At 48.6% G+C, this 21,230-nt stretch carries 17 protein-coding genes and 1 riboswitch; of the genes, 10 read left to right on the top strand and 7 right to left on the bottom strand.

Features of this window, described 5'->3' with window-relative positions:
- Positions 1-8 precede the first annotated feature (8 nt).
- The 3 genes from thiC (at position 9) to HQN90_RS27870 (ending at position 3,800) form a co-directional block, all read left to right on the top strand.
- On the top strand, positions 9-1,793 hold the full coding sequence (gene thiC / locus HQN90_RS27880; protein WP_173224948.1) for a phosphomethylpyrimidine synthase ThiC: 1,785 nt from the start codon (positions 9-11) through the stop codon (positions 1,791-1,793).
- 286 nt (positions 1,794-2,079) lie between these two features.
- Entirely contained in the window at positions 2,080-2,682 is a 603-nt protein-coding gene (locus HQN90_RS27875) for an ArsR/SmtB family transcription factor (RefSeq protein WP_079410647.1), read from the top strand.
- Between the two features lie 2 nt (positions 2,683-2,684).
- Positions 2,685-3,800: an aminopeptidase gene (locus HQN90_RS27870; RefSeq protein ID WP_173224945.1), complete on the top strand. Its 1,116-nt coding sequence runs from the start codon at positions 2,685-2,687 to the stop codon at positions 3,798-3,800.
- A gap of 97 nt (positions 3,801-3,897) precedes the next feature.
- Here HQN90_RS27870 and HQN90_RS27865 read toward each other — a convergent pair whose 3' ends face one another.
- A complete protein-coding gene (locus HQN90_RS27865; RefSeq protein ID WP_079410653.1) occupies positions 3,898-4,749 on the bottom strand; it encodes an AraC family transcriptional regulator in 852 nt (283 codons plus the stop codon).
- A gap of 155 nt (positions 4,750-4,904) precedes the next feature.
- On the opposite strand from HQN90_RS27865, the gene HQN90_RS27860 reads away from it, so the two are divergent.
- The 3 genes from HQN90_RS27860 (at position 4,905) to HQN90_RS27850 (ending at position 8,518) form a co-directional block, all read left to right on the top strand.
- Positions 4,905-5,756 (top strand): sugar phosphate isomerase/epimerase family protein, encoded by an 852-nt coding sequence (locus HQN90_RS27860; RefSeq protein WP_173224942.1) that lies wholly within the window; start codon positions 4,905-4,907, stop codon positions 5,754-5,756.
- 911 nt (positions 5,757-6,667) lie between these two features.
- Complete coding sequence (locus HQN90_RS27855; RefSeq protein WP_173224938.1) at positions 6,668-7,333, top strand: TVP38/TMEM64 family protein; 666 nt, start codon at positions 6,668-6,670, stop codon at positions 7,331-7,333.
- A 174-nt stretch (positions 7,334-7,507) separates the two neighbouring features.
- On the top strand, positions 7,508-8,518 hold the full coding sequence (locus HQN90_RS27850) for an LLM class flavin-dependent oxidoreductase (protein WP_173225050.1): 1,011 nt from the start codon (positions 7,508-7,510) through the stop codon (positions 8,516-8,518).
- Positions 8,519-8,521: 3 nt separating this feature from the next.
- On the opposite strand, the gene HQN90_RS27845 is transcribed toward HQN90_RS27850, so the two are convergent.
- The gene (locus HQN90_RS27845) at positions 8,522-8,833 is read right to left on the bottom strand and encodes a hypothetical protein (RefSeq protein ID WP_173224935.1); all 312 of its coding nucleotides are present in this window, start codon (positions 8,831-8,833) and stop codon (positions 8,522-8,524) included.
- Between the two features lie 72 nt (positions 8,834-8,905).
- Here HQN90_RS27845 and infC point away from each other — a divergent pair, with 72 nt between their 5' ends.
- The gene (infC, locus tag HQN90_RS27840; RefSeq protein ID WP_173224932.1) at positions 8,906-9,391 is read left to right on the top strand and encodes a translation initiation factor IF-3; all 486 of its coding nucleotides are present in this window, start codon (positions 8,906-8,908) and stop codon (positions 9,389-9,391) included.
- Positions 9,392-9,527: 136 nt separating this feature from the next.
- Here the strand turns inward: infC and HQN90_RS27835 are convergent, their stop codons facing one another.
- Positions 9,528-10,367: a C39 family peptidase gene (locus HQN90_RS27835; protein ID WP_173224929.1), complete on the bottom strand. Its 840-nt coding sequence runs from the start codon at positions 10,365-10,367 to the stop codon at positions 9,528-9,530.
- A 153-nt stretch (positions 10,368-10,520) separates the two neighbouring features.
- A riboswitch (cyclic di-GMP riboswitch) is annotated at positions 10,521-10,606 on the top strand.
- Between the two features lie 360 nt (positions 10,607-10,966).
- Between HQN90_RS27835 and HQN90_RS27830 the strand changes: the two genes are divergently transcribed.
- On the top strand, positions 10,967-13,036 hold the full coding sequence (locus HQN90_RS27830) for a sensor domain-containing protein (protein ID WP_173224926.1): 2,070 nt from the start codon (positions 10,967-10,969) through the stop codon (positions 13,034-13,036).
- A gap of 437 nt (positions 13,037-13,473) precedes the next feature.
- Positions 13,474-14,721 (top strand): M48 family metallopeptidase, encoded by a 1,248-nt coding sequence (locus tag HQN90_RS27825; protein ID WP_173224923.1) that lies wholly within the window; start codon positions 13,474-13,476, stop codon positions 14,719-14,721.
- A 76-nt stretch (positions 14,722-14,797) separates the two neighbouring features.
- On the opposite strand, the gene HQN90_RS27820 is transcribed toward HQN90_RS27825, so the two are convergent.
- From HQN90_RS27820 to HQN90_RS27805, 4 genes are all read right to left on the bottom strand, one after another.
- Positions 14,798-15,940, bottom strand: a complete 1,143-nt coding sequence (locus HQN90_RS27820; protein WP_173224920.1) for a conserved virulence factor C family protein — start codon at positions 15,938-15,940, stop codon at positions 14,798-14,800.
- A gap of 91 nt (positions 15,941-16,031) precedes the next feature.
- A complete protein-coding gene (locus HQN90_RS27815) occupies positions 16,032-16,619 on the bottom strand; it encodes a guanylate kinase (RefSeq protein ID WP_173224917.1) in 588 nt (195 codons plus the stop codon).
- 427 nt (positions 16,620-17,046) lie between these two features.
- On the bottom strand, positions 17,047-19,005 hold the full coding sequence (locus HQN90_RS27810; protein ID WP_173224914.1) for a DEAD/DEAH box helicase: 1,959 nt from the start codon (positions 19,003-19,005) through the stop codon (positions 17,047-17,049).
- Between the two features lie 187 nt (positions 19,006-19,192).
- On the bottom strand, positions 19,193-19,879 hold the full coding sequence (locus tag HQN90_RS27805; protein WP_173224911.1) for a YhcN/YlaJ family sporulation lipoprotein: 687 nt from the start codon (positions 19,877-19,879) through the stop codon (positions 19,193-19,195).
- Positions 19,880-20,157: 278 nt separating this feature from the next.
- Between HQN90_RS27805 and coxB the strand changes: the two genes are divergently transcribed.
- Positions 20,158-21,174 carry a cytochrome c oxidase subunit II gene (coxB, locus tag HQN90_RS27800; protein ID WP_173224908.1) on the top strand — a complete coding sequence of 339 codons (1,017 nt, stop codon included), beginning with the start codon at positions 20,158-20,160 and terminating at the stop codon, positions 21,172-21,174.
- Positions 21,175-21,230 lie beyond the last annotated feature (56 nt).

Here is a 21,230-nt window from a genome sequence, read left to right as displayed (position 1 = left end):
GAATTCCATTGACAACGACAAGTAAGGAGCCTGTGAAAGACATCCAAGTAGGCGCATTTCCAGGCAGCCGCAAAGTGTATGTACAGGGTTCACGACCAGATATCCAAGTGCCTATGAGAGAGATCGCTTTGGGAACATCGACCCATATGAGCGGGGAAGAAGTGGGCAACGAGCCCGTCCAAGTCTATGATACCAGCGGTGTATACACGGATACGGACTGCCAAACCAATATTCGGCAGGGGCTGCCCGCGAATCGTTTGCCATGGATTGAAGAGCGTGGTGATGTGGAAGCCTACACGGGGCGTGAAGTGAAGCCGGAGGACAATGGGCTTGCTTCGCCAGATGCAAAAGGAGCAGCTGAGATATTTCCAGGCTTAACCCGCAGACCGCTGCGCGCGAAAAAAGGCTGCAATGTGACGCAGATGCACTACGCGCGGCAAGGAATTGTGACACCGGAGATGGAGTACATTGCCATTCGCGAGAATTTAGCTGCGGAGTTCGTTCGCAAGGAAGTAGCCGAGGGCCGCGCCATTATCCCCTCTAATATTAATCACCCCGAAAGCGAGCCGATGATTATCGGACGCCAGTTCCTAGTGAAAATAAATGCCAACATTGGTAATTCCGCAGTCGCTTCTTCCATTGAAGAAGAGGTGGAGAAAATGACATGGGCGACCCGTTGGGGCGCAGATACGATCATGGATTTATCAACGGGCAAAAACATACATACAACACGCGAATGGATTATCCGCAATTCCCCGGTCCCCGTAGGAACGGTTCCTTTGTACCAGGCTTTGGAAAAGGTGAACGGGAAAGCCGAGGATCTTTCGTGGGAAGTTTTCCGAGATACGTTAATTGAGCAAGCGGAACAGGGTGTGAGCTATTTCACCATACATGCAGGCGTCTTGCTGCGCTATATCCCAATGACGGCTAACCGTGTGACAGGCATCGTATCTCGCGGCGGTTCGATTATGGCTGCCTGGTGCTTGGCACATCATCAGGAGAATTTCCTGTACACCCATTTCGAGGATATTTGCGAAATTATGAAAACCTACGATGTCGCGTTCTCCCTCGGAGACGGGCTGCGCCCCGGTTCGATCGCCGATGCGAACGATGAAGCGCAGTTCGCCGAGCTGGACACGTTAGGCGAACTGACACAGCGGGCTTGGCTTCACGATGTCCAAGTGATGGTGGAAGGGCCTGGTCATGTGCCGATGCACCTGATCAAGGAAAACATGGATCGTCAGCTGGATGTCTGCAAAGAAGCGCCATTCTATACGCTTGGACCGCTGACGACCGATATTGCGCCGGGCTACGACCATATCACCTCCGCCATTGGGGCGGCGATGATCGGCTCGTTCGGCACGGCGATGCTGTGCTACGTGACGCCGAAGGAGCATCTCGGCCTCCCGAACAAAGAGGACGTCCGAGTTGGCGTCGTCACCTATAAGATCGCTGCGCACGCGGCAGATCTGGCCAAAGGTCATCCTGGCGCGCAAATACGCGATAATGCGCTGTCGAAGGCGCGCTTTGAGTTCCGCTGGCGCGACCAGTTCAATCTCTCGCTGGACCCGGAGCGGGCGCTCGAGTTTCATGACGAGACGCTCCCTGCTGAAGGAGCCAAAACGGCACACTTCTGTTCCATGTGCGGACCGAAGTTCTGCAGCATGCGCATAACGCAGGACATCCGGCAGATTGCCTATGCGCAGGGGCTGGACGAAGAGAGCGTGCGCAACAGCGGGATGGAAGAGAAGTCCAAGCAATTCCGGGAAACGGGCAGCCGTATTTACCAGTAAAGAAATTAGGGGCGTTTTTCACCATTAATGTGGTGACAGAAACGCCCCTTTTTGCTACCATAGAGGAAAGCTTAACTTCGGTAATCCGTTAAAGCGCTGAAATGGTTACAGGCAAAGAGATGTCATGCTGATGGAAACCGCAATTGACATGAATTCCTTTTCGCATTATGATACGGTTAAAAAGATTTGACCGTCGTTTAATTAATCTTGTTAAGAGATTAATAGTTGACCAAGAAGCCGTTATTTCATGGGCTGAACGGGTACATTAGAGGAGGTCGAGTCTAAGATGAAGCTGCAACCGGTATATATTATTGAAGATCTTGAGCAGTTAAAAACGGTAAGCGATCCACTGCGAGCAAAGGTGCTGCTTTATTTAATCGAAAAAGCTTACACTGGGCAGCAATTGGCCAAAATGCTAGGGATGGCTCGTGCCAAAGTGCATTACCATTTAAATGAACTTGAAAAGCATAACTTGATTTCGGTTGTTCGTACGGAACTCAAGAATGGGATCTTGCAGAAATTTTACCGCGCTGTTGCACGTGGCTTCGTGCCTAGTGAAGCGCTGCTTCCTTATGTGTCCGAAGTGGAGAACTATTATCGTGAAACGACGCTGAACGTACTCGGCCGTGCGAGACTTCGCGCGATTGCCGCGCCGGAGGAAGCTTTCCAAATTCCTTCTTCCGATCGTGCACAGTGGCATCGGATGTCCACACAGCTTGAAGTGAAGATGAGCAAGGAGAAATTTGCGGAATGGCTCAGCAAGTTTCGTGCGCTTATTTTTGAACTGGACGGGCAGCAGGAGGAGAACGGCGAATGGTTCTATTTAACAACGGTCGGATTTCAAATCAATGAGCCGTTCTTTGCGGTGGATGAAGAAGAGGAGAGATAACGATGCTAGACCCAAGACTAACGAAGCTGGCTGATGTCCTTGTGAACTACTCGGTTAAAGCACAGCCCGGCGAAAATATTTTGATCGAAGCTTACGGCATTGATGCTGCTCTGGTGAAAGAAATTGTGAAACATGTTCACGCCGCGGGCGCTCATCCTTATGTTAATATCCGAGACCACGCGATTATGCGTCAGTTGATCATGAACGGGACAGAGGCACAAATGCAGACATGGGCGGATGCCGATGCGTTCCAAATGAAACAAATGCAAGGCTACATAGGCGTGCGCGGCGGAGCTAACATCTATGAACTGTCGGATATTCCTGCAGATCGGATGAAGCTCTACAATTCCATTTATTATCAACAGGTTCATTTTGATGTCCGTGTGAAAGATACGCGCTGGGTCGTTCTTCGCTACCCTACGTCTTCCATGGCGCAGCTGGCCAGCATGAGTACAGAGGCATTCGAGGAATTCTACTTTAATGTATGTACGATGGATTACGGCAAAATGTCCAAAGCGATGGATGCTTTGAAAGATCTCATGGACCGCACAGACAAAGTTCGTCTTGTTGGACCAGGTACGGATCTGTCGTTCTCGATCAAAGGGATTGGCGGCGTGAAATGTGATGGTGAACTGAACATTCCGGATGGCGAGGTTTACTCGGCTCCTGTTCGTGATTCCGTCAATGGGGTCATTTCCTTCAACACTCCAACGCCTCATGACGGCTTTATTTTCGAGAACATCGTGCTTGAGTTTGAAAATGGGAAAATCATTAAAGCGACGGCTAACGATACTGACCGCATTAATGAAATTTTCGATATGGACGAAGGCGCACGCTATGTAGGGGAATTCGCCATTGGCGTGAATCCATACATTCAACACCCGATGAAAGACACGCTCTTTGATGAGAAAATCGACGGCAGCTTCCACTTCACACCAGGTAATTGCTACGATGATGCTTACAACGGCAACAAATCCTCGCTGCACTGGGATATCGTCAATATCCAACGTCCGGAATACGGCGGCGGCGAAATTTGGTTTGATGATGTGCTGATTCGCAAGGATGGCATCTTCGTCTTGCCTGAGCTAGAGCAGCTTAATCCAGAAAACTTGAAATAGCTTATATAGCGCAAAAAGGTTGTCCAAAGTCATAAAGACTTGGGCAACCTTTTTTTGTCTTGTCAGCGGTGCTCAGTGCACAGTGCTCAGCCTTGCCTCAAACCCGCCGCTGTTGCGTCTGATATTGCCGAGGAGGCAGGCCAACAGCCTTCTTAAAAGTTCGGATGAAGTTGGAGTAGTCGTTGAACCCCGCTAGCTGGCACGTATCTGTGACGGTTGAGCCCTCGCGCAGCAGCTGCTTCGCTTTGGCGATGCGTTTGAATAAAATATGCTCATGAATCGTACTGCCAGTATGTTTTTTGAACAAGCGGCAAAGATAAGAGCGGTTCATGAATACGACGTGTTCGAGTACCTCTAGGGACAGATCTTGATCTAAATTTTCATCAATATACGTGAAGAGTGAAGAAAGTTTGTCCGGAATCATCACCTGTTCTTCTTGCTTGCCTTGATTTTGAAAGGTGCGATTGATGAACACAAGCAGCTCGATAAACGCAGACACATAGAGGATTTCTGAGCCTGGGAGCGCTTGGGCGCGGCTATGGGTTTCCATACGCTCATAGATTTTCATAATATCGTCGATCTGCTGGGGTGTCAGTCGCATACGATTTTGTTCGCCGAATACGCGATTGTTGAAGCAATCCAGCAAATTAAACTGCGGAGAGCTGAATCCCTTGAGCACCGCGGGGTTGAAGTGAATGACGACATTTTCGTAGCGCTGCTTTTTGGATTGGAAATTAGGGCGGTGCAGTTCATTGCTGTGCATAATCAGCAGATCTCCGTATTGCAAGGGGTACACCTGTTTTTCGATAAAATAGTGAACATCCCCGGTGAGGAAGAAGTAAATTTCGTAATGGTCTTGATGCTGATGGAAATCCAGCGGAATAGGATCATGTGTCACAGCATGTCGGAAACTGATCATTTGGTTTAGATTCTGGTATAGGTCCTGCATGTGAGGCTCTCCTCTATTAAACTGGAGTCAATATTAGCAAACTTTTGCCCAATTAATGCAATGAATACGTTTTTATTATACTGCAAAATAAACAATAGATAAACAAACTGCTTCGTCAAACACGCGTATCTTGATAACGCCGAGGAGGATCTACCATGAAACTATCTGTATTTACTGTAGCAACACCTGATTTGACCCCTGTAGAACTAGCAAAAGCGGCCGTTGCAGCTGGGATTGAAGGCATTGAATGGCGTTTTAAAGATATTCCTGCGGATGTTGCTAATGAAAAGCCTTCGTTCTGGAGAAATAACCTTTGTTCCATTGATCCGAATGCTACGGATGAAGAGCTGGAACAATTCCGCCTCATCGCGGTTAATCATAATTTGGTGAATTTAAGTGTGACGCCTTACCTGAACAGCTGTGATGTTGCTGAAACAGAACAAGCGTTTAAAGCAGCTCGTAAAGTGGGAGCTTCCTTCATGCGCGTCGGCGTTCCTGGCTATGATAAAAGCCAAAACTATAATGATTTATTCAAAAAAGCTGTTGACTATTTGCATCAAGTTCAAGAGTTTTCTCAACAATATGGCGTTAAAGGCATTATCGAAATTCATCATAACACAATCACGCCAAGTGCTGGTTTGGCCCATAGATTGATTTCAGGCTTCAACCCTGATTATCTGGGTGTTCTGCATGATGCGGGCAACATGGTTCATGAAGGATATGAGAATTACCGGATGGGCCTTGAATTGCTTGGACCTTATTTAACACATGTGCACGTGAAAAATGCAAGATGGGTGCCAACAGGAGAAGAGCAGGATGGCATTAAGCTTTGGAGAAGCGAGTGGGCGCCACTGGATGAAGGCATCGTGAATTATAAGCAATTGCTGGATGACTTGAAAGCGGTAGGTTATGATGGCTATCTGGGCATTGAAGATTTCAGCGGTCAATTGGGCTCGCAGGAGATGCTGACTAATTTTGCAACGAAAGTGAAGCAGTGGTTGGCTTAAGATATAGATCAGAGAGAGTAGATAAGTGAAATAGGTGGATAAAAGAGGTTGCCTCAAAAGTCCAAAATGACTGCGAGGCAGCCTTTTCTGTTTTAGAGGCTTCAGTTGGTGCCGCCTAGCCGAAGCCCGAATTCGAATCCGAAGCCTCCACCGCCCAACCTGAACCCGAACCCGAACCCGAACCCGAACCCGAACCCCAACCCGAACCCCAACCCCAACCCGAACCCGAACCCGAACCCGAACCCGAACCCGAACCCGAACCCGAACCCGAACCCGAACCCGAACCCCAACCATGTTGCCAAAATTCCACTGTAATAACTCCAGTGTTTTTGAATTTCGGAAGGCGGGGATGCTACTTTGACTGGAGTTCATCCAGTGAAATGCAAAAAAACGCCTTCCTAGAGGCCGCAAACCCAAATTCCACTGCAATAAATCCAGTGTTACCTCGGCTGTGGGTGGTCGAGATGCTACTTTGACTGGAGTTTATCCAGTGAAATGCAAAAAACTGCCCTCCTAGAGGTCAGAGAGAGAGGCAATTTGTTATGGTTGCTTCTCTGTGAGCCGCGATGCGCCGAAGCGAGGTTATTTTGTGCGCGAGAATCAGTGCAGGCGGAACTACAGTACGCTAATTGACGGAAAAGAGAGCAATTTATACAGGTAAGGGAACTGGAGTACGCTATTTGTTGCAATTCGCACGCTTCGGGGCTAAAAACAACGAAATAGCGGAGCATAGTTCCTCTTCGACGATTTTATTGCTATTTTCACTGAAATAGCGGATCTCAGTTCCCTTTGCACAATGCTAACCCTCATAACAAGCCTCCCGTTATTGATATGCAACCCCGAATTTGTGTAAGATGAAAGGCAAGAATAACATAGAGACTATTGAATGTTTGCATGGAGGAGGAAGAGCTATGGCGCGCTCGAAGCCGCTTTGGTTGTTAATAATGTGGTTTCTGGCCGCCGGAGCCGGCCTGCTCATTTTGAAGTGGACCGGGGTATGGGATAGCTTGGATTTGGACGTAATCACCGAGTGGCTCAGAGATTTAGGACCACTAGGCGGCCTGTTTTATATTATCGTCTACACGCTCCGTCCGTTGGTGCTGTTCCCGGCAACGCCATTAACACTCTATGGGGGCTATGTGTTTGGCGCGTTCTGGGGAACCATTTATGATTTCATTGGTGCAGGCGCAGGTGCTTTACTATCTTTTTATATTACGCGAAAATGGGGTCGCAGCAGCTTTCAGCGCATATTGAAGAGCAAGAAGCTGCAATCCTTCGATCAAAAGGCAGAGCAAAGAGGCTTCATGGTCATTTTGTATATGCGTTTAATGCCCTTTTTTCCTTTTGATGGCATTAGCTACGGGGCGGGACTTTCCAAGATTCGTTTCTGGGACTACACATGGGGTACGCTGATCGGCATTATTCCGGGCGCTGTGGTGTATAATGTGTTTGGCGCATCGTTTCAAGAGATTGGCTCATGGAAGTTTTATGCAGCAATAGCGATGTATGTCCTGTTTGCAGGCGTGCCGCTAATTTTTAAAAAGAGACAGGCTTTTAAAGCACGGGACGGCGCTTAATAAAAATGCTGTCATAAAGTGTGTCTCAAGCCATACACTTTTAGTAAGTATTAAGATCGATGCCATGGATTTTTACGATAAGGGACAATGCCTGTAAGGGTTTGTCCTTTTTCTTTTGTTGGCTGGCCGTTGTATAATCAAGATCAGCAGATGATTCAGAAAGAAGGTATAAATGTGCTGAAGCTAAGTATCCTTGATCAATCACCGGTTTCCTCCGGATTTACACATAGCGATGCCCTGCAACAAACGCTTGCTTTGGCGCAGACGGCGGATCGTCTCGGTTACACACGCTTCTGGGTGTCGGAGCATCACAATTCCAGAGGGCTTGCAGGCTCCTCGCCAGAGGTGCTTATTTCTACGCTCGCTGCACGCACAAGCCGCATTCGGCTTGGCTCCGGCGGTGTGCTGCTGCCCCATTACAGCGCCTACAAGGTCGCTGAGAACTTCCGTATGCTTGAGGCGCTGTATCCGGGCCGCATCGACCTTGGCATCGGGCGTGCGCCCGGAGGCACGCCGCATACAGCCAAAGCGCTGCGCGGCGTCAGCGCGGATCTGTTCGAAGGACTGGAGCGATTCCCGGCGCAAGTCACGGATCTACTCGGGTTCCTCACCGACACGGTGGAGCCCGGTCATGTATTTGAGGGCATTCGCGCCACACCTTTGGTGAGCGGGGTGCCCCAGGTATGGCTGCTCGGCTCCACCGGACAGAGCGGGGTGTACGCCTCGCAGGCAGGCGCAGCGTTCTGCTTCGCGCACTTCATCAACGGAGCGGGAGGGCAGCAAGCGGTGCGCAGCTACCGCAGCTCGTTCCGACCGTCCGCGCTTAATGTCGTGCCTCAGGCGACGGTGTGCATATACGTGCTGTGCGCAGAGACGCAGGCCGAGGCAGAAGGGCTTGCCGCTTCTGTGGATCTGCGCATTCTGCAGATGGAAAAAGGCGAATTCACCGGAGTGAAGTCGCCTGAAGAAGCCGCGCAATATAGTTATTCGGATTGGGATCAAACCAGACTCAAAGATAACCGATCCCGTATGATTGTTGGCGATCCGCAGCAGGTGAGGAAGCAACTGCTGAGCTTAGCTGAAAGCTACCAAGTGGACGAAGTCATGGTCGTTGCCGGCGGTTACACGTGGGAGACGAGAGTGCGGACGATTGAATTATTGGCTGAAGCTTTCAAGCTTCGCTAAGCTTTAGTACCGTTTGTCTCGGGGACGTTTCTCAATTTCCTGTGTGACGATGAAAGCAAGCTCTTCATTGCCGAATAGGGACAAAACGCCAAGCAATGTGTCATCTGGTACTTCGCCGGCTTCCTCTTTGGAGACGGTAAGGGCCAAGGCTTGCTGCAAAGCCTCATTATTAGGCTGGTCGGGATAGGCGCTGTGATAAAGCGCAGCCGGATCCAGATTATGATTAATGCACCACTGGGCAAACACGAGGATCATCATATGTTCCTCACGCTTGTAATTTTCAATCATTTGCTCTTCTAATTGTTTATTATTCATCTAGCAGACAACTCCTTAACAACCTCTTCGTAGGGATGGGTTCATTATAGCGAAAGATTAGGTGTATTCACAATGATTAAAAATGAGAAAATCAAAGCCTCCGAAGTCCACGTCACAGGACTGAACGGAGAGGACCTGGGCATCCTGTCAACGAAGGAAGCATTGACTTTGGCCAAACAGCTGAAGGTGGACTTGATTTGCACGTCTTTGATGAGCAGCCCGCCGCCCTGCAGGCTGATCGGCTCCGGTCAAGCGAAGCAAGAGGCCTTGCAGGAAAAGCAGCAAACCCGCAAACGGGAGCAAGCTCCTAAGATAAAGGAGCTTCGGCTGACGCCTCAGATCGAAGATCATGACCTGGAGACGAAGCGCCAGCAAGCGCAGCGTATCCTGCAAGCAGGGGATGCCGTGCTGCTCGTTGTGAAGATTTCAGGCAAAGAAGGCGCTAAAGCCAAAGAGCTTTTGGAAGATTTGCTCAAGGAGTTGAGCCCTTATGGGCGCAAGCAAACAGGCATTCAGCTTAGCGGAAAGCAGGCTGCCGTACAAGTAAATCCCGTATGAACAAAGCATGGACGAGCTCAGGCTAGCTGAGGGCGTTCATGCTTTTTTTGTGGTAAAGGTAAAGGAACTAGGATACGTTATTTCGTTGAAAATAGATGGAATTCTGGTTAAGGGGGAACTATGGTACGCTTCACCCCTAATTGTTCACTATAATTGCTTGCGAGCCCATCAGTTCCCAAGCGCTTTTGAAATCTGCGATGCCATAGGATTCTCGCTTTCCTGTCATAGGATCGTTCAGATAGGCAGCATCCTCATCCCAGCTGGTTAAAAGCAAAGCATGCTCCGGCTGATACCATTTTACCAGCTGATCATCTTCATCCTGCCACTCCAAGTCGAGATATGGCGTGTCCATATGCTCAGTTGCCCAGACCATTGCGGGCCTGCCACTAGAAATGACAGCCAGCAGCTCCTCAAAGGAAGCTCCTGAGATGTCCTTCACTCGTCCGGGCAGCCATTGCTCCATCATATGGGCTATCGGCTTATGATAGATTCCATAGCCGATGCCAAACGGATCACCGACAAACACGTCCTGCGGGTTGCCTCCTACAAAGGCGCCATCTTCGTTCTCATACGGCATGGGACCTCTGGGAAGGGCAGCAGCGACTTCTTCTTTGGTAACAGGCACTCCAGCCCAATTTAGCAGCATGGTGGCAGCGACAGCTTCACAGCCATTGGGCAATTCAGGGAGTTGAGAGATAGCAGGGACCGACTGCAAGGTAGCCTGCTGATTTTCATTGGATGGTATAGAGGAGGCAAGCGGCGTTAATGTGTTTAAGGCTGAAATAGCTGCTGGTGTTGGTGTTGAAGTTGGTGTTAATGTTGGTATTGAAGTTGGTGAGGATGCAGGCGCGGCTTCAGCCGCTGCGTTAACCGCAGCCTTACTTGCAGACTGCTCGAGAGCAGGCGAACTCTCATTAGCAAAGGCGAAGCCCAAGAATGTGAAAACGACGAGAAAGCTCAAACCTATTTTTTTCATATCCGACTCACTTCCAATTTGAACTGTTTTTTCATTACAACATGGTCATCTTGGAAAAGCAATGCCATCCCTTAAGTTGACGGCAAATCAGTTCCCATGATATAAAATAAATAGGAATAAAGTCCCAGATCAAAATAAGCGAATAATCCGTAAAAGAGATAAAGGCAAACTTGATGAAAGTCAAGGACGCAAAGCTAGAGGGGCTACTCGATCATGTCGAATGCCAGCCAGTTTCCGCTTTTAGGTGATAAGGAAACCTTGAAGCAAGGTTTCTTTTTGTTTATTAAGAGGTACTCAGGATGAGGAGCGGCTCTATGTTAACTTCGTTTATTTCGTTATGGCTGTATGTCATACCGATCGCAGCCTTGATAAGCATGGCCCTGGAAGTGTTCAGGCGGAATCGGTACAGCTCACTCAACCAAATAGCGGCCGTCTGTTTTTTTGTAACGGTCATTCCTTATATGGGGAACTTTATACTCAGCTTTGCACCAGCATCTTATTCAAGGCTAATTGTGCTTTGGATTATGTATTTTCCCTCTTTTATTTTAATGTCTTTGATGCTTCATTTTTGTCTGCGATTAACAGGGAGATTTCGAAAAATGTCGAAATTTTCTATCTTTTTATTGTGTTATGGGCCTTTAGTACCAAGTGTGATGCTTTTAATGCCCTTTTCCTGGATTTCGGTTCAGCTGATACATGTGGGGCCTTGGAAGATAGACAAATGGAGCAATGGTCTGCAAGCTCTTACTCTGGGAACCAGTGTATATGCCTTGATGATTTGCCTAGTTCTTTTGGTGGCTGGTATTCAACATGTGAAACGGTATGATTTACATTTGAAACGCAAGCAAATCCGCATTATGTTTATGGGATATATAACGACGTATATATGGGGTGTATTTTTTTCGCTAACAGATTTCTCGCACGTGTGGGGTGGTCGAATCAATTTTCCGGACCTTTCGATGCTTTCCATGCTTTGCTTTGGATTTTTCTTGCGCTATGCAATGGTGAAGTACGATTTTCTGCCTTCGATCGATCGGACCTATCATACGCTGTATGAGGTTTCCCCGGTGTCTATTATTATTGTTAATCAAGATGGGATGATTATTGATTTCAATCCGCAAGCGGCTAAGCTGCTGGAATGCCAGACAAATGATTTGATGTTTTGTCATATTGGCAAATTTCTGGTTGAGGATGAGCTGGCAGATGAGTGTTTTTTCAGCCATACGATGACGGGTGAGCGTTCGATTATTACGTTGACAGGAGAAGTAAAGCATGTCATTGCTGAGAGCCAGTATTTGAAATCCCGGGAAGATTTGCTTCATTATATGGTATGGAGGGAAGTGCGGCAAGGCGTGGCGGCTGAGCAGAAAGCCCGTTACCTCGTCCAGCATGATAGTTTGACGGGACTCGCTAATCGTGCATCTTTCCAAGCTGATTTGGAGGAGCGTTTGGCTCATCTCAGCTCTCGAACTTTGGCAGTGATCCTACTGAATATCGATCAATTCAAACAAATTGAGGTCGCGCTAGGCTCAGGAGCGGGAGATTCGCTTCTGAGGCATATGGCGGAGCTGCTAAGAAGGACGATCCCGGCAAGCAACAGGATTGCCCGCTTTGGAGATGATAATTTTGCTTTGATTGTGCCGGAAGTGAGTAATCAGAGTGAAATTGAAAATATCGCTGTGGACATCCTGCTTGCTTGCAATCATTGGTTTGCTTTTGAAGGGAAGGGTATGCCTGTCACGATAAGTATGGGATTATGCCTGTCACCAGACCATGGGACGCACAGCGATGAGCTGATTCATTATGCTGAGATGGCTATCTATGAAGCAAGAAAAAGGGGTCCGGGAGGCTTCATCATCTATGAGCCTGCTCTTCAACGAGCGGAGCAGCATCAGTATTTGCATCATCTTGGCATCCAAAAAGGAATCGAAGAAGACGAGTTCGTGCTGCACTACCAGCCTTTGATCGAAATGGAAACAGGCCATATTATCGGTGTAGAAGCGTTGATTCGCTGGATAAGACCAGGCATTGGCTTCTTCCCGCCGGATGCATTTATGGTTGCCGCTGAGGATGATGACAGTATTATCGGTATTGGATATTGGGTATTGCAAACAGTATGTGAACAACTGCGGCGCTGGGAGCAAGAGGGTCTGTCAACGATGCTCGTATCCATGAATTTATCGAAAAAGCAGTTCTTGGAGCCTAATTTTCTCACAAGACTGAAGGAAACCTTGCAACAAACGGGAGTAAATCCAGCCCAGCTTTGTTTAGAAATAAAAGAGCAAACAGCTTTATACGATAAAAGTAAAGCGCACCAGCTTTTTAAGCAGATTCAAAGCCTAGGGGTGAAATTGTCGATTGATGATTTCGGAACGGGTCAAGCGTCCACTTCGCTATTGCATGAACTGCCCTTCGATGCCGTGAAGATGGAACCAACCTTCATCAAAGAGATGCTGAGCAGCGAGAAGAACCAAACTGCGATACATACTTGGATCACTTTATCGCATAGTTTAGGGAAGCGTGTTATTGCCAAAAGGGTAGAAGATTTTGAACAATGGGAGCTGTTAGCCAAAATGGGCTGTGATGAGATTCAAGGGTATTTCTTGAGCAGACCGCTTGAAGCGCATCATATTATTAAATTTATGAATCAAAAATTGGTAGGAGCATAACCCTGTGACGCATAAGCTTATAGATTAGGGTAAAATGGTAAAAAAGACCCGATTACGAATATGAGGGAAGCTTATGAATAAACGTGAAGATGAGAAGAAGGCGATGGAGCTTCCCGCTGTGGATACGAAGAGGCAAGAAGAATGATGTCGCTGTCTGAGCTGACAAGGCCTGTTCCGAATTGCTGGAAACTTTATTAAGGTCATTAATGACCGAATTCGACGAAGGAGCATAAGTTCAAAGACTATTCCCATGATTACCCACGTATGCTGCTTATACGCAATGTCTCGCTTTTATTTGGTATGTCCGATATCTTGGGGATGAAGAATAAACTGGTGCTCCCAAAAAGCTATTTCACGCAAGTAGGGTTGTTATCCCGAGATTTTACACCGGACTGGCTACTGTTCAATTTATCGACTTTGGGTGATGGAGGCAGGGAATGAAGCGTCTGTATGCGGTACTTATCGCTGTTTTTGGTGTGTATGCTTTGGCCTTGATTGTTTATTTTCTAAAAGGGGATCTATTCCACATACCGCTTGCGCTTGTTGGTTCCAAGGCAGATCCGCATACGTTCATGACGGCCCAAGAAATCGGAAATGCGGAATCCTTATCGCGTATTCGTTCATTGGCTTACTTTCTAAGCTCACCGCTGCAAATGGGGCTGCTGCTCGTACTTCTCGGCGTCGGCGTTAAATTTCGCGTGGCAGCGGAGAAGCTGTTTAAAGCTTCTTTTCTCCAAATCGTTGTTTTTGTGCTGTTGTTTACGCTGCTTATGGACGTGCTCTTCCTGCCGGTGGATTATTTCCTGTATAAAATGGATCAGTCATACGGCATATCGACGGAGACTTTATTCACCTTTTGGAGCGATAAAGGGAAAGATTTTGTCCTTAATCTTCTGGGAACGATTGTGACGGTCATTATTTTCAAATGGGTGCTGAAACGGAGCCCCAATCGTTGGTGGCTGTGGTTCTGGCTTATTTCGATCCCGCTTATTTTATTCCTGACGTTCATTCAGCCTGTGGTGCTCGATCCCTTGTATAATGATTTTCAACCGCTGCAGGATCAAGTGCTGAAGGAGCAGATTCTCCAGCTTGCCGCCCAATCGCATATCCCGGCTGATCAAGTTTACCAAGTGAATATGTCGGAGAGGACTTCGGCGATTAATGCTTATGTGAACGGGATCGGAGGCAACGCTCGCATAGTTCTATGGGATACGATACTGAATAAGCTGCAGCCGGATGAGATATTAACGGTTATGGCTCACGAAATGGGTCATTATGTAGAACGGCACATCTATCTGGGCATTGCCTATGGCATCGCACTTAGTTTTATTGGCTTTTGGCTGGCCTTCCATGCGTATCGTTGGTTTCTACGGCGGTGGGGGGCTCGCTGGGGGATTCGAGGAGAACACGATTTAGCGGCGCTTCCTGTTCTGCTGCTCATTGCAATCGTCATGAGCTTCGCTTCGGCGCCTGCCCAGAATGCCTTCTCAAGGGTGATCGAGCATAGAGCTGATGTGTATTCTATGAAAATGACGGGAGATGGCCGCGCGGCGATTCGCGCTTTTCAGCAAATTGCTAAGGTCAATTTAAGCCCAGTTACCCAGCCGAAGCTCGTTCAATGGTTTCGCGGCTCGCATCCTACGATTATGGAGCGTATTTTGTATTTTGAGCATTATGACCGCTAAACGCATGAATCATGAAAAAGCACGAATGCAGCCCTGAACAATCAGGAGCCCATTCGTGCTTTTCTTGATCCCTATGCTAATCATTTCTGCGCGTCATTTGCTGCCAGACGGAGCCTTCCGCCGCATGGCCGCCTTCGATGCGCTCCAGCGCAATTTTCACCTGCATGCGGACTTCAAACTCAGGATCATCGATGGCGGCATGAAGATCATTCAGCACGCTGTTGTCACCGACTTCGTACAAAAAGCGTGCCGCCCGCCAGCGAACTAATTTGTTGCGGTCTTTCAGCGCTTTGGCCATTGCCGGCATGGCGGCAGGGTCGCCGATATCGGACAGGGTATCCCCGGCAGTCCGGCGCACGGAAGGCGTAGCGTCCTCTAAGGCGCGATACAGGAAGGGCAGCACCTCGGGTTCCTTGATATCCCCGAGGTAGACAGTCGCCAGTCGGCGGATCGACGTGTTCTCGTCCTGCAGCGCATGGACGAGGAGAGGAAGCGTCTCCAGCGACGGCTGAATCTTCTGAAGCGCGGCGTAGCGCAGCTTCCAATCGCTGTGGCGCAGCTGCGCGGCGGCTGCGCCTGCGTCTACGGCCTCTGCGGTTTCCTCCGCAGAGGCATCCGGGGTCTCCTGCATCGCCAAGGAGACCAAGCTTTCGACGCGGGCGTCGTCGTAAGAAGCGTCCAGCTCCTGGACGACTTCGCCCGCGATGTCCTTCAGCTCGCCGTAGCGTACGCCGAGCTCCTCGAGCTTCCGCTCCTTGATCAGGTTCGGCGATGCCGTACCTGCGCGGACTGCGGCTTGCGTGAAGCGCTCCGGCATCGCCACGCGCACTTCTTCGGCGCCAGCGCGCACCCTCACCTGGAGCGGAATGCCACGGAACATTTGCACGAGGACTTGTGCTTCTCCGAACGCAGCCTCAGCCTGTGGCTGCACCGGCGTTTGCCCGCCGTCAGCAGAAGGCTGGGCTTCGCCGAAGATCTCACGGGCTCTGGCTAGAATGAACTGCCAGTCCCCTTTGGACGTGCGGTCAGCTGCGATGAAATCCGCTGCGTGGAACACGCTGATAACACCCTGGACCTCGAGCAGCTGCCGGATGCTATCGGGGGCATCGGCATGATTCGTTTTCGTATAGGTTTTCCGAATTCCGGCCGGAAGCGATTCATCCATATTCAGCTTCATCGAATTCGGGCTTGGCGTAGGTTCGATAGAGATAATTTTCAACGGGAACACTCCTTCGAGAAACGTTTCTGATTACGTGAAAAGACCCGAACGAAGTTGCTCCGTCCAGGCCTGATATAGGCAGTTATGCCGGTTAATCTAAATCAACCAAGTTGCGATTCAAATACAAATCTAACGTTTTGGTCAAATCAAAAACAGTGTGGGCCAAATCGACATTCTCGAAAACATGGTCGCACTCATCACGGAAGCTAAGCTCATCTTCGTAATAAGAGAGATACTTGGCGATAATGTCTTCAGGGTCTCCGCTTTCTCGCATCCGCTGTTCAAGCTTATCGCGATCCGCATAGATGAAAATAAGAACAACGCGATCTCCATACAGCTTTCTGAGGGTTTCAGCGCCGAATCGGTTCAAGATCAGATAGATGCTTCCGCTGAGCTCGAACATGCTTTCGATATCTGCACTTTTGATGCCGTACAAATGATCATTTACCGTGCTAACCTCGATAAATTCATCATTTGCTTGCGCCTGAACGAATTCAGCAGGCGAGATGAAGTGGTAGTCTTGACCATCTTCTTCGGTAGCTTTCGGTGGCCGGGTTGTGTAAGAGATGACTTGCTTCATGCCGAGCGTAGATCCTGACATTTCTGCAACCGTCTTACGACCAGCACCGTGAGGACCTGTGAATACAAAAATCATTTCCTTGTCCTTCAATGCGTACATGGAACATACCTCCTTTATTTATGAAGAGTGGGGGGTAAATCCTACGTGCGTGCAACGGTTTGAAACGATTTTTGACCACATAAGAAAGGAGAAAGTGGGTTTCACGTGAGCTGCTTTCTTATTGGCGATAAAAAGATCGTGTGAACCCTACTTATATTTTACATGTTTCGGCTTATTCGGTAAAGACTTGCTGTGAAAGCGCTAATTTAAATCGTCAGGGAACTATGATCCTCTATTATGCCGAAAATAGCTTATTTCAGGGATGAAGCGGAACTGGAGGGACTTATTTCTTGAAAACAGGTCTCCGCAAGGCGGAAATCTTGAAAATAACGTATCACAGTTCCCTTCGTCGCAGGTAATCTGCTAAATAAGCATAATTAGCGTACCTTAGTTCCTCTAATTACTTCTTAATCGCAATATTTGCGGATTAGCGTTTTCCGCCACGCCCGCTGCCGCCGCCGCGCGGGGAGCCGGATCTGTCGCCACGCGGAGCTCCGCTGCGCGTGCCTGTGCTGTCGCCGCGTCCGCGTGCTTGGCCAGCGCTTTGCCCGCCACGCGGTGCTCCGCCGCGAGCGCCAAAGCTATCGCCACGCGGTGCTCCGCCACGAGTGCCAAAGCTATCGCCACGCGGCGCTGCGCCGCGTGCTCCACGCTCCGCGCCATCCCCGCGGGGGGCGCTGTCGCCACGGCCTTTGCCGCCGCGAATCGTGCGCGACGCGCTTGCCGCGTCGTCACGGCCCGTGCCGGCGTACTTGTTGTATGGCGAGTAAGACTTATCGCCATGTGGCGCGGAGCGGCGTACTCCACCGCGCTCAGCTTCGCCGCGACCTGCCGCACGCGGAGCGCGCTCGGCATCGCTGCCCCAGGACTTGGTGACACGTGCTTTGGCAGCATTCATGTTATCACCGCGTCCAGGTCCAGCCTGCGCTGCTGCCGGCTCTTTGCTGACAGCACGTCCCCATGTATTCGGATTACGCTCCGAATTCACTTTGGCCGGACGTGCACCGGAACGTGCAGCTCCGCCAGTTTCACTGCGTGAACCGAATTTATCGCCTCTGGACGATGCGCTTCTGGCTCCGTACTGAACGTTGGCTCTGTCGCCGCGGCTTGCTTCGCTGCGTCCGCCAGATCTTCCGCGTCCACCGCGTTGTTCTGCTGGAGCGCCGCCTCGTTCATTGCGTCCGCCACGCGAAAGAGCATTGCCGCCGCCTCTGCGTGCGGAACCTCTGCCTTCGCTTTCGAAGTTGTCCTCAGAGCTGGAGCGAACGCGTCTTTGCCCTAGTTCACCGCCGCGCAAGGACATCTTGATGCCTTTTTCGATCAATTCAATCGTATCCATATCCCGCGGAGTTGCGAAAGTAATCGCTACGCCTGTTTCTCCAGCACGACCTGTACGGCCAATACGGTGGATATAGCTTTCGGCATCTTGCGGCACATCATAGTTGAAGATGTGTGTCACACCTTCTACGTCTAAGCCGCGAGCTGCAATATCGGTGGCGACCAGTAGCTCAATGCGGCCATCACGGAATCGCTTCATGACCTGCTCGCGTTTCGCTTGAGATAAATCACCATGCAGTTCGTCGGACATCAGGCCGATTTCTTGCAATACTTCATTCAAAGCGATAGCTCTAGCTTTGGTACGGCAAAATATCATAGCTAAATAAGGCTTATGTTGTTTAATAGCAGCAATCAAGGCATCTTGCTTCTGACGATCGGTTGTCGGAACAACCATTTGTTCGATCTCCGTTAAGGTGACTTGTTTGCTTTGAATTTTAATTTCCTTAGCTTCCTTCATGTAAGCCTTGGATAAGTTCATGACCTGCTCCGGCATCGTCGCCGAGAACAGCATCGTTTGGCGATAAGGCGAGCACTGAGCGATAATATCCTTCACTTCATGCAGGAAGCCCATGTGCAGCATTTGATCAGCTTCATCCAAAACGAGCACTTTCAATTTATAGAAGTTGATGGAACCGCGGCGAAGGTGATCGAGCAGTCTTCCCGGAGTTCCTACTACTATATGTATGTTTCCTTGAAGCTTTCTAAGCTGTTTTTCTACATCCTGACCGCCATAAGCCGCTAAAACCTTTGCTCCTGTTACTGGGACAAGGTTTTTCAGCTCATTGCTGATTTGAATAGCCAGCTCGCGCGTAGGCGTAAGAATTAAAGCTTGTACATCAGAGCTCTCTACATCAATCGTTTCTAATATAGGAAGGACAAAAGCAAGGGTTTTCCCTGTACCTGTTTGTGCCTGCGCGATAACATCTGTACCTTTTAATAGAACAGGAATAGCTTCCTTTTGAATGGGGGTCGGTTCGACGACTCCTTGGGCTTGTAAAACTTGAACTAGACGATCTCTGATTCCTAATGAGGCAAATCCATTTGACATGGGTAATTGGCCAGCTCCCTTTTTTCCTACTATTTATAGGGATCTTCGGTCTTGGACCAAAGTCTCTCCTTGTTGTAGACGATTCCCTCATTGTACAGGAATGCTAGACAAATGAAAACAGGAGCCGACCCACAAGCAGTAAATATCTACTTTATATAGAAGCAATTCGCTTAGAGGAACCACTTTTCTATCTATCAGGCAGGACTTGAGCCGTACCAAATACGCGGGCTACAGTTTGATTGAACGGGGTCAATAAAGGCATAAGCGAATTCCCTTTCCAGCTTTCTTGGGCATAGCTATTCATTTGATTAAGGAAATCGCGGTTAGCTGAAATATAGACATCCATGATATTCGGCTGCAAAAGTCGAATCTTCTCCGCCATAGCTTGCTTGAACCGGTGAGAGAGCATATCATGATGGACCGCTGTTTCATAATTGTTATAGCCGTTATTTAGGTCAGTGGAAGGCAAGTAATCGTTAAAGGGCTGAGTGTCGTTATAAAAGCCTTTTTGCGTTCCTTGATTATTCGTTTCCTTGGTCGTTCCCTTGGTGCCGGTAGCGCTGCTGTCAATCATTAAAGCCACATAAGCATTTTTATCCGTTGTCATGACAATAGCTGTATTGACACCATTCATCGCGTTCAGCTGATTAGAAAGAAACTGACTGTACTCCAGCTTGGTGTTATTGTGCGTGACAGGGCCAGACAACTGCTGTGTTTGATAAGCTCTTTCGGTTTCCTCTGTTTTTTCGACAGGAGCACCGAAATTGGTATGATCGGGACTTCTCCCAAACTCTCTTCCTTTCTCTGAACAGCCGTTTAATGCGAGCATGAGGAATATCATTCCACAAATCGGAAAACCTAACTTCCTAAGCATCTGAGATGACCTCCCATATTGAGTGTAATGTCTATAGGATGGGATGTTTCTGTTCTTTTATTCGTCATCTCAAATATAGGCTTTCATGCATAAAGAGATGGGGGTATGGAAATAACCATGAAGGGAAAATATATCGTTACAAAGCGGTTTAAGAACAATTTGTGAACTTCCCTCCAGCGATTGACAAAAACTTTTCACGAATTTATAGTTAATAAAGTGAATTGACATGGGCATGGCCTTCGTGGTAAAAATAATGTTTTAAAAGTGGGGTTGATACAATGAGTCGATTGAAAAAGTTGTGGCGTCTGCTACCCCTAATAGCGGTAATGACGTTCTTGCTAACCGGGTGTGGAGACCCAACCTTGTCTGCTTTACAGCCAAAAGGGCCCGTTGCTTCCGAGCAGCTGTACCTAATGAAATTAAGTCTCTTTATCATGGTTTTTGTCGTAATTGTCGTATTTGCAATTTATGTGTATGTTTTAATTCGCTTCCGCAAACGCAAAGGCGATGAGAGCATACCTAAGCAAGTTGAAGGCAGCCATGTGCTCGAGATTATCTGGACTGTTGTCCCGATTCTCCTACTGTTAGTGCTTGCGGTACCAACGGTATCTTACACATTCAAGCATTCAACCAATTACACGAAGGATAAAGCTGCTGTGCATGTTAAAGTTACTGCACATCAATTCTGGTGGCAGTTTGAATATCCGGATCTTGGTATTGCTACCGCTCAAGAGCTTGTTGTGCCGAAGGATAAAATCATTGCCTTTGAGCTGGTTTCCGCTGACGTATCCCATGCATTCTGGGTACCGTCCTTAGGTGGTAAAATCGATACGAATCCAGGCATCACGAACACCCTGTATTTGCAAGCTGATGAAATCGCAACCTTCCAAGGTAGATGTACAGAGCTTTGCGGAGCTTCACATGCCTTGATGAATTTCACCGTTGCCTCCAAATCCGAAGCTGATTTCGATGCATGGGTAGCTAAAATGAAAGCGCCTGTCACTGTGCCGGCAACTGCACAAAAAGGTGAAGAGCTTTTCAAAGAAAATTGTATGTCTTGTCACGCAGTTAATGCGAACGGTCCTGGTGTTGCTCCGAACCTCAAAGGTTTCGCTGATCGCGATACGCTTGCTGGTATTCTGGAACACACTCCTGAGAACATGGCGTTGTGGATACATAATCCGCAAGAACAAAAACCGGGCAACAAAATGCCGGCTTTTGGTAAAGAAGCTGGCGGAAAGCTTGACGACGCTCAAATTAAAGATATTGTTTCGTACTTACAGACTTTGAAATAAACTTCTCAGGTAAAGGAGGTTAATACGTTGGCTCACGCACATCCAGTAAAAAAACA

It is taken from the genome of Paenibacillus alba (assembly GCF_013204855.1).
GTDB lineage: Bacteria > Bacillota > Bacilli > Paenibacillales > NBRC-103111 > Paenibacillus_E > Paenibacillus_E alba.
The sequence above is the reverse complement of the archived record's forward strand: the minus strand, read 5'-3'. Positions and strand labels throughout refer to the sequence as shown.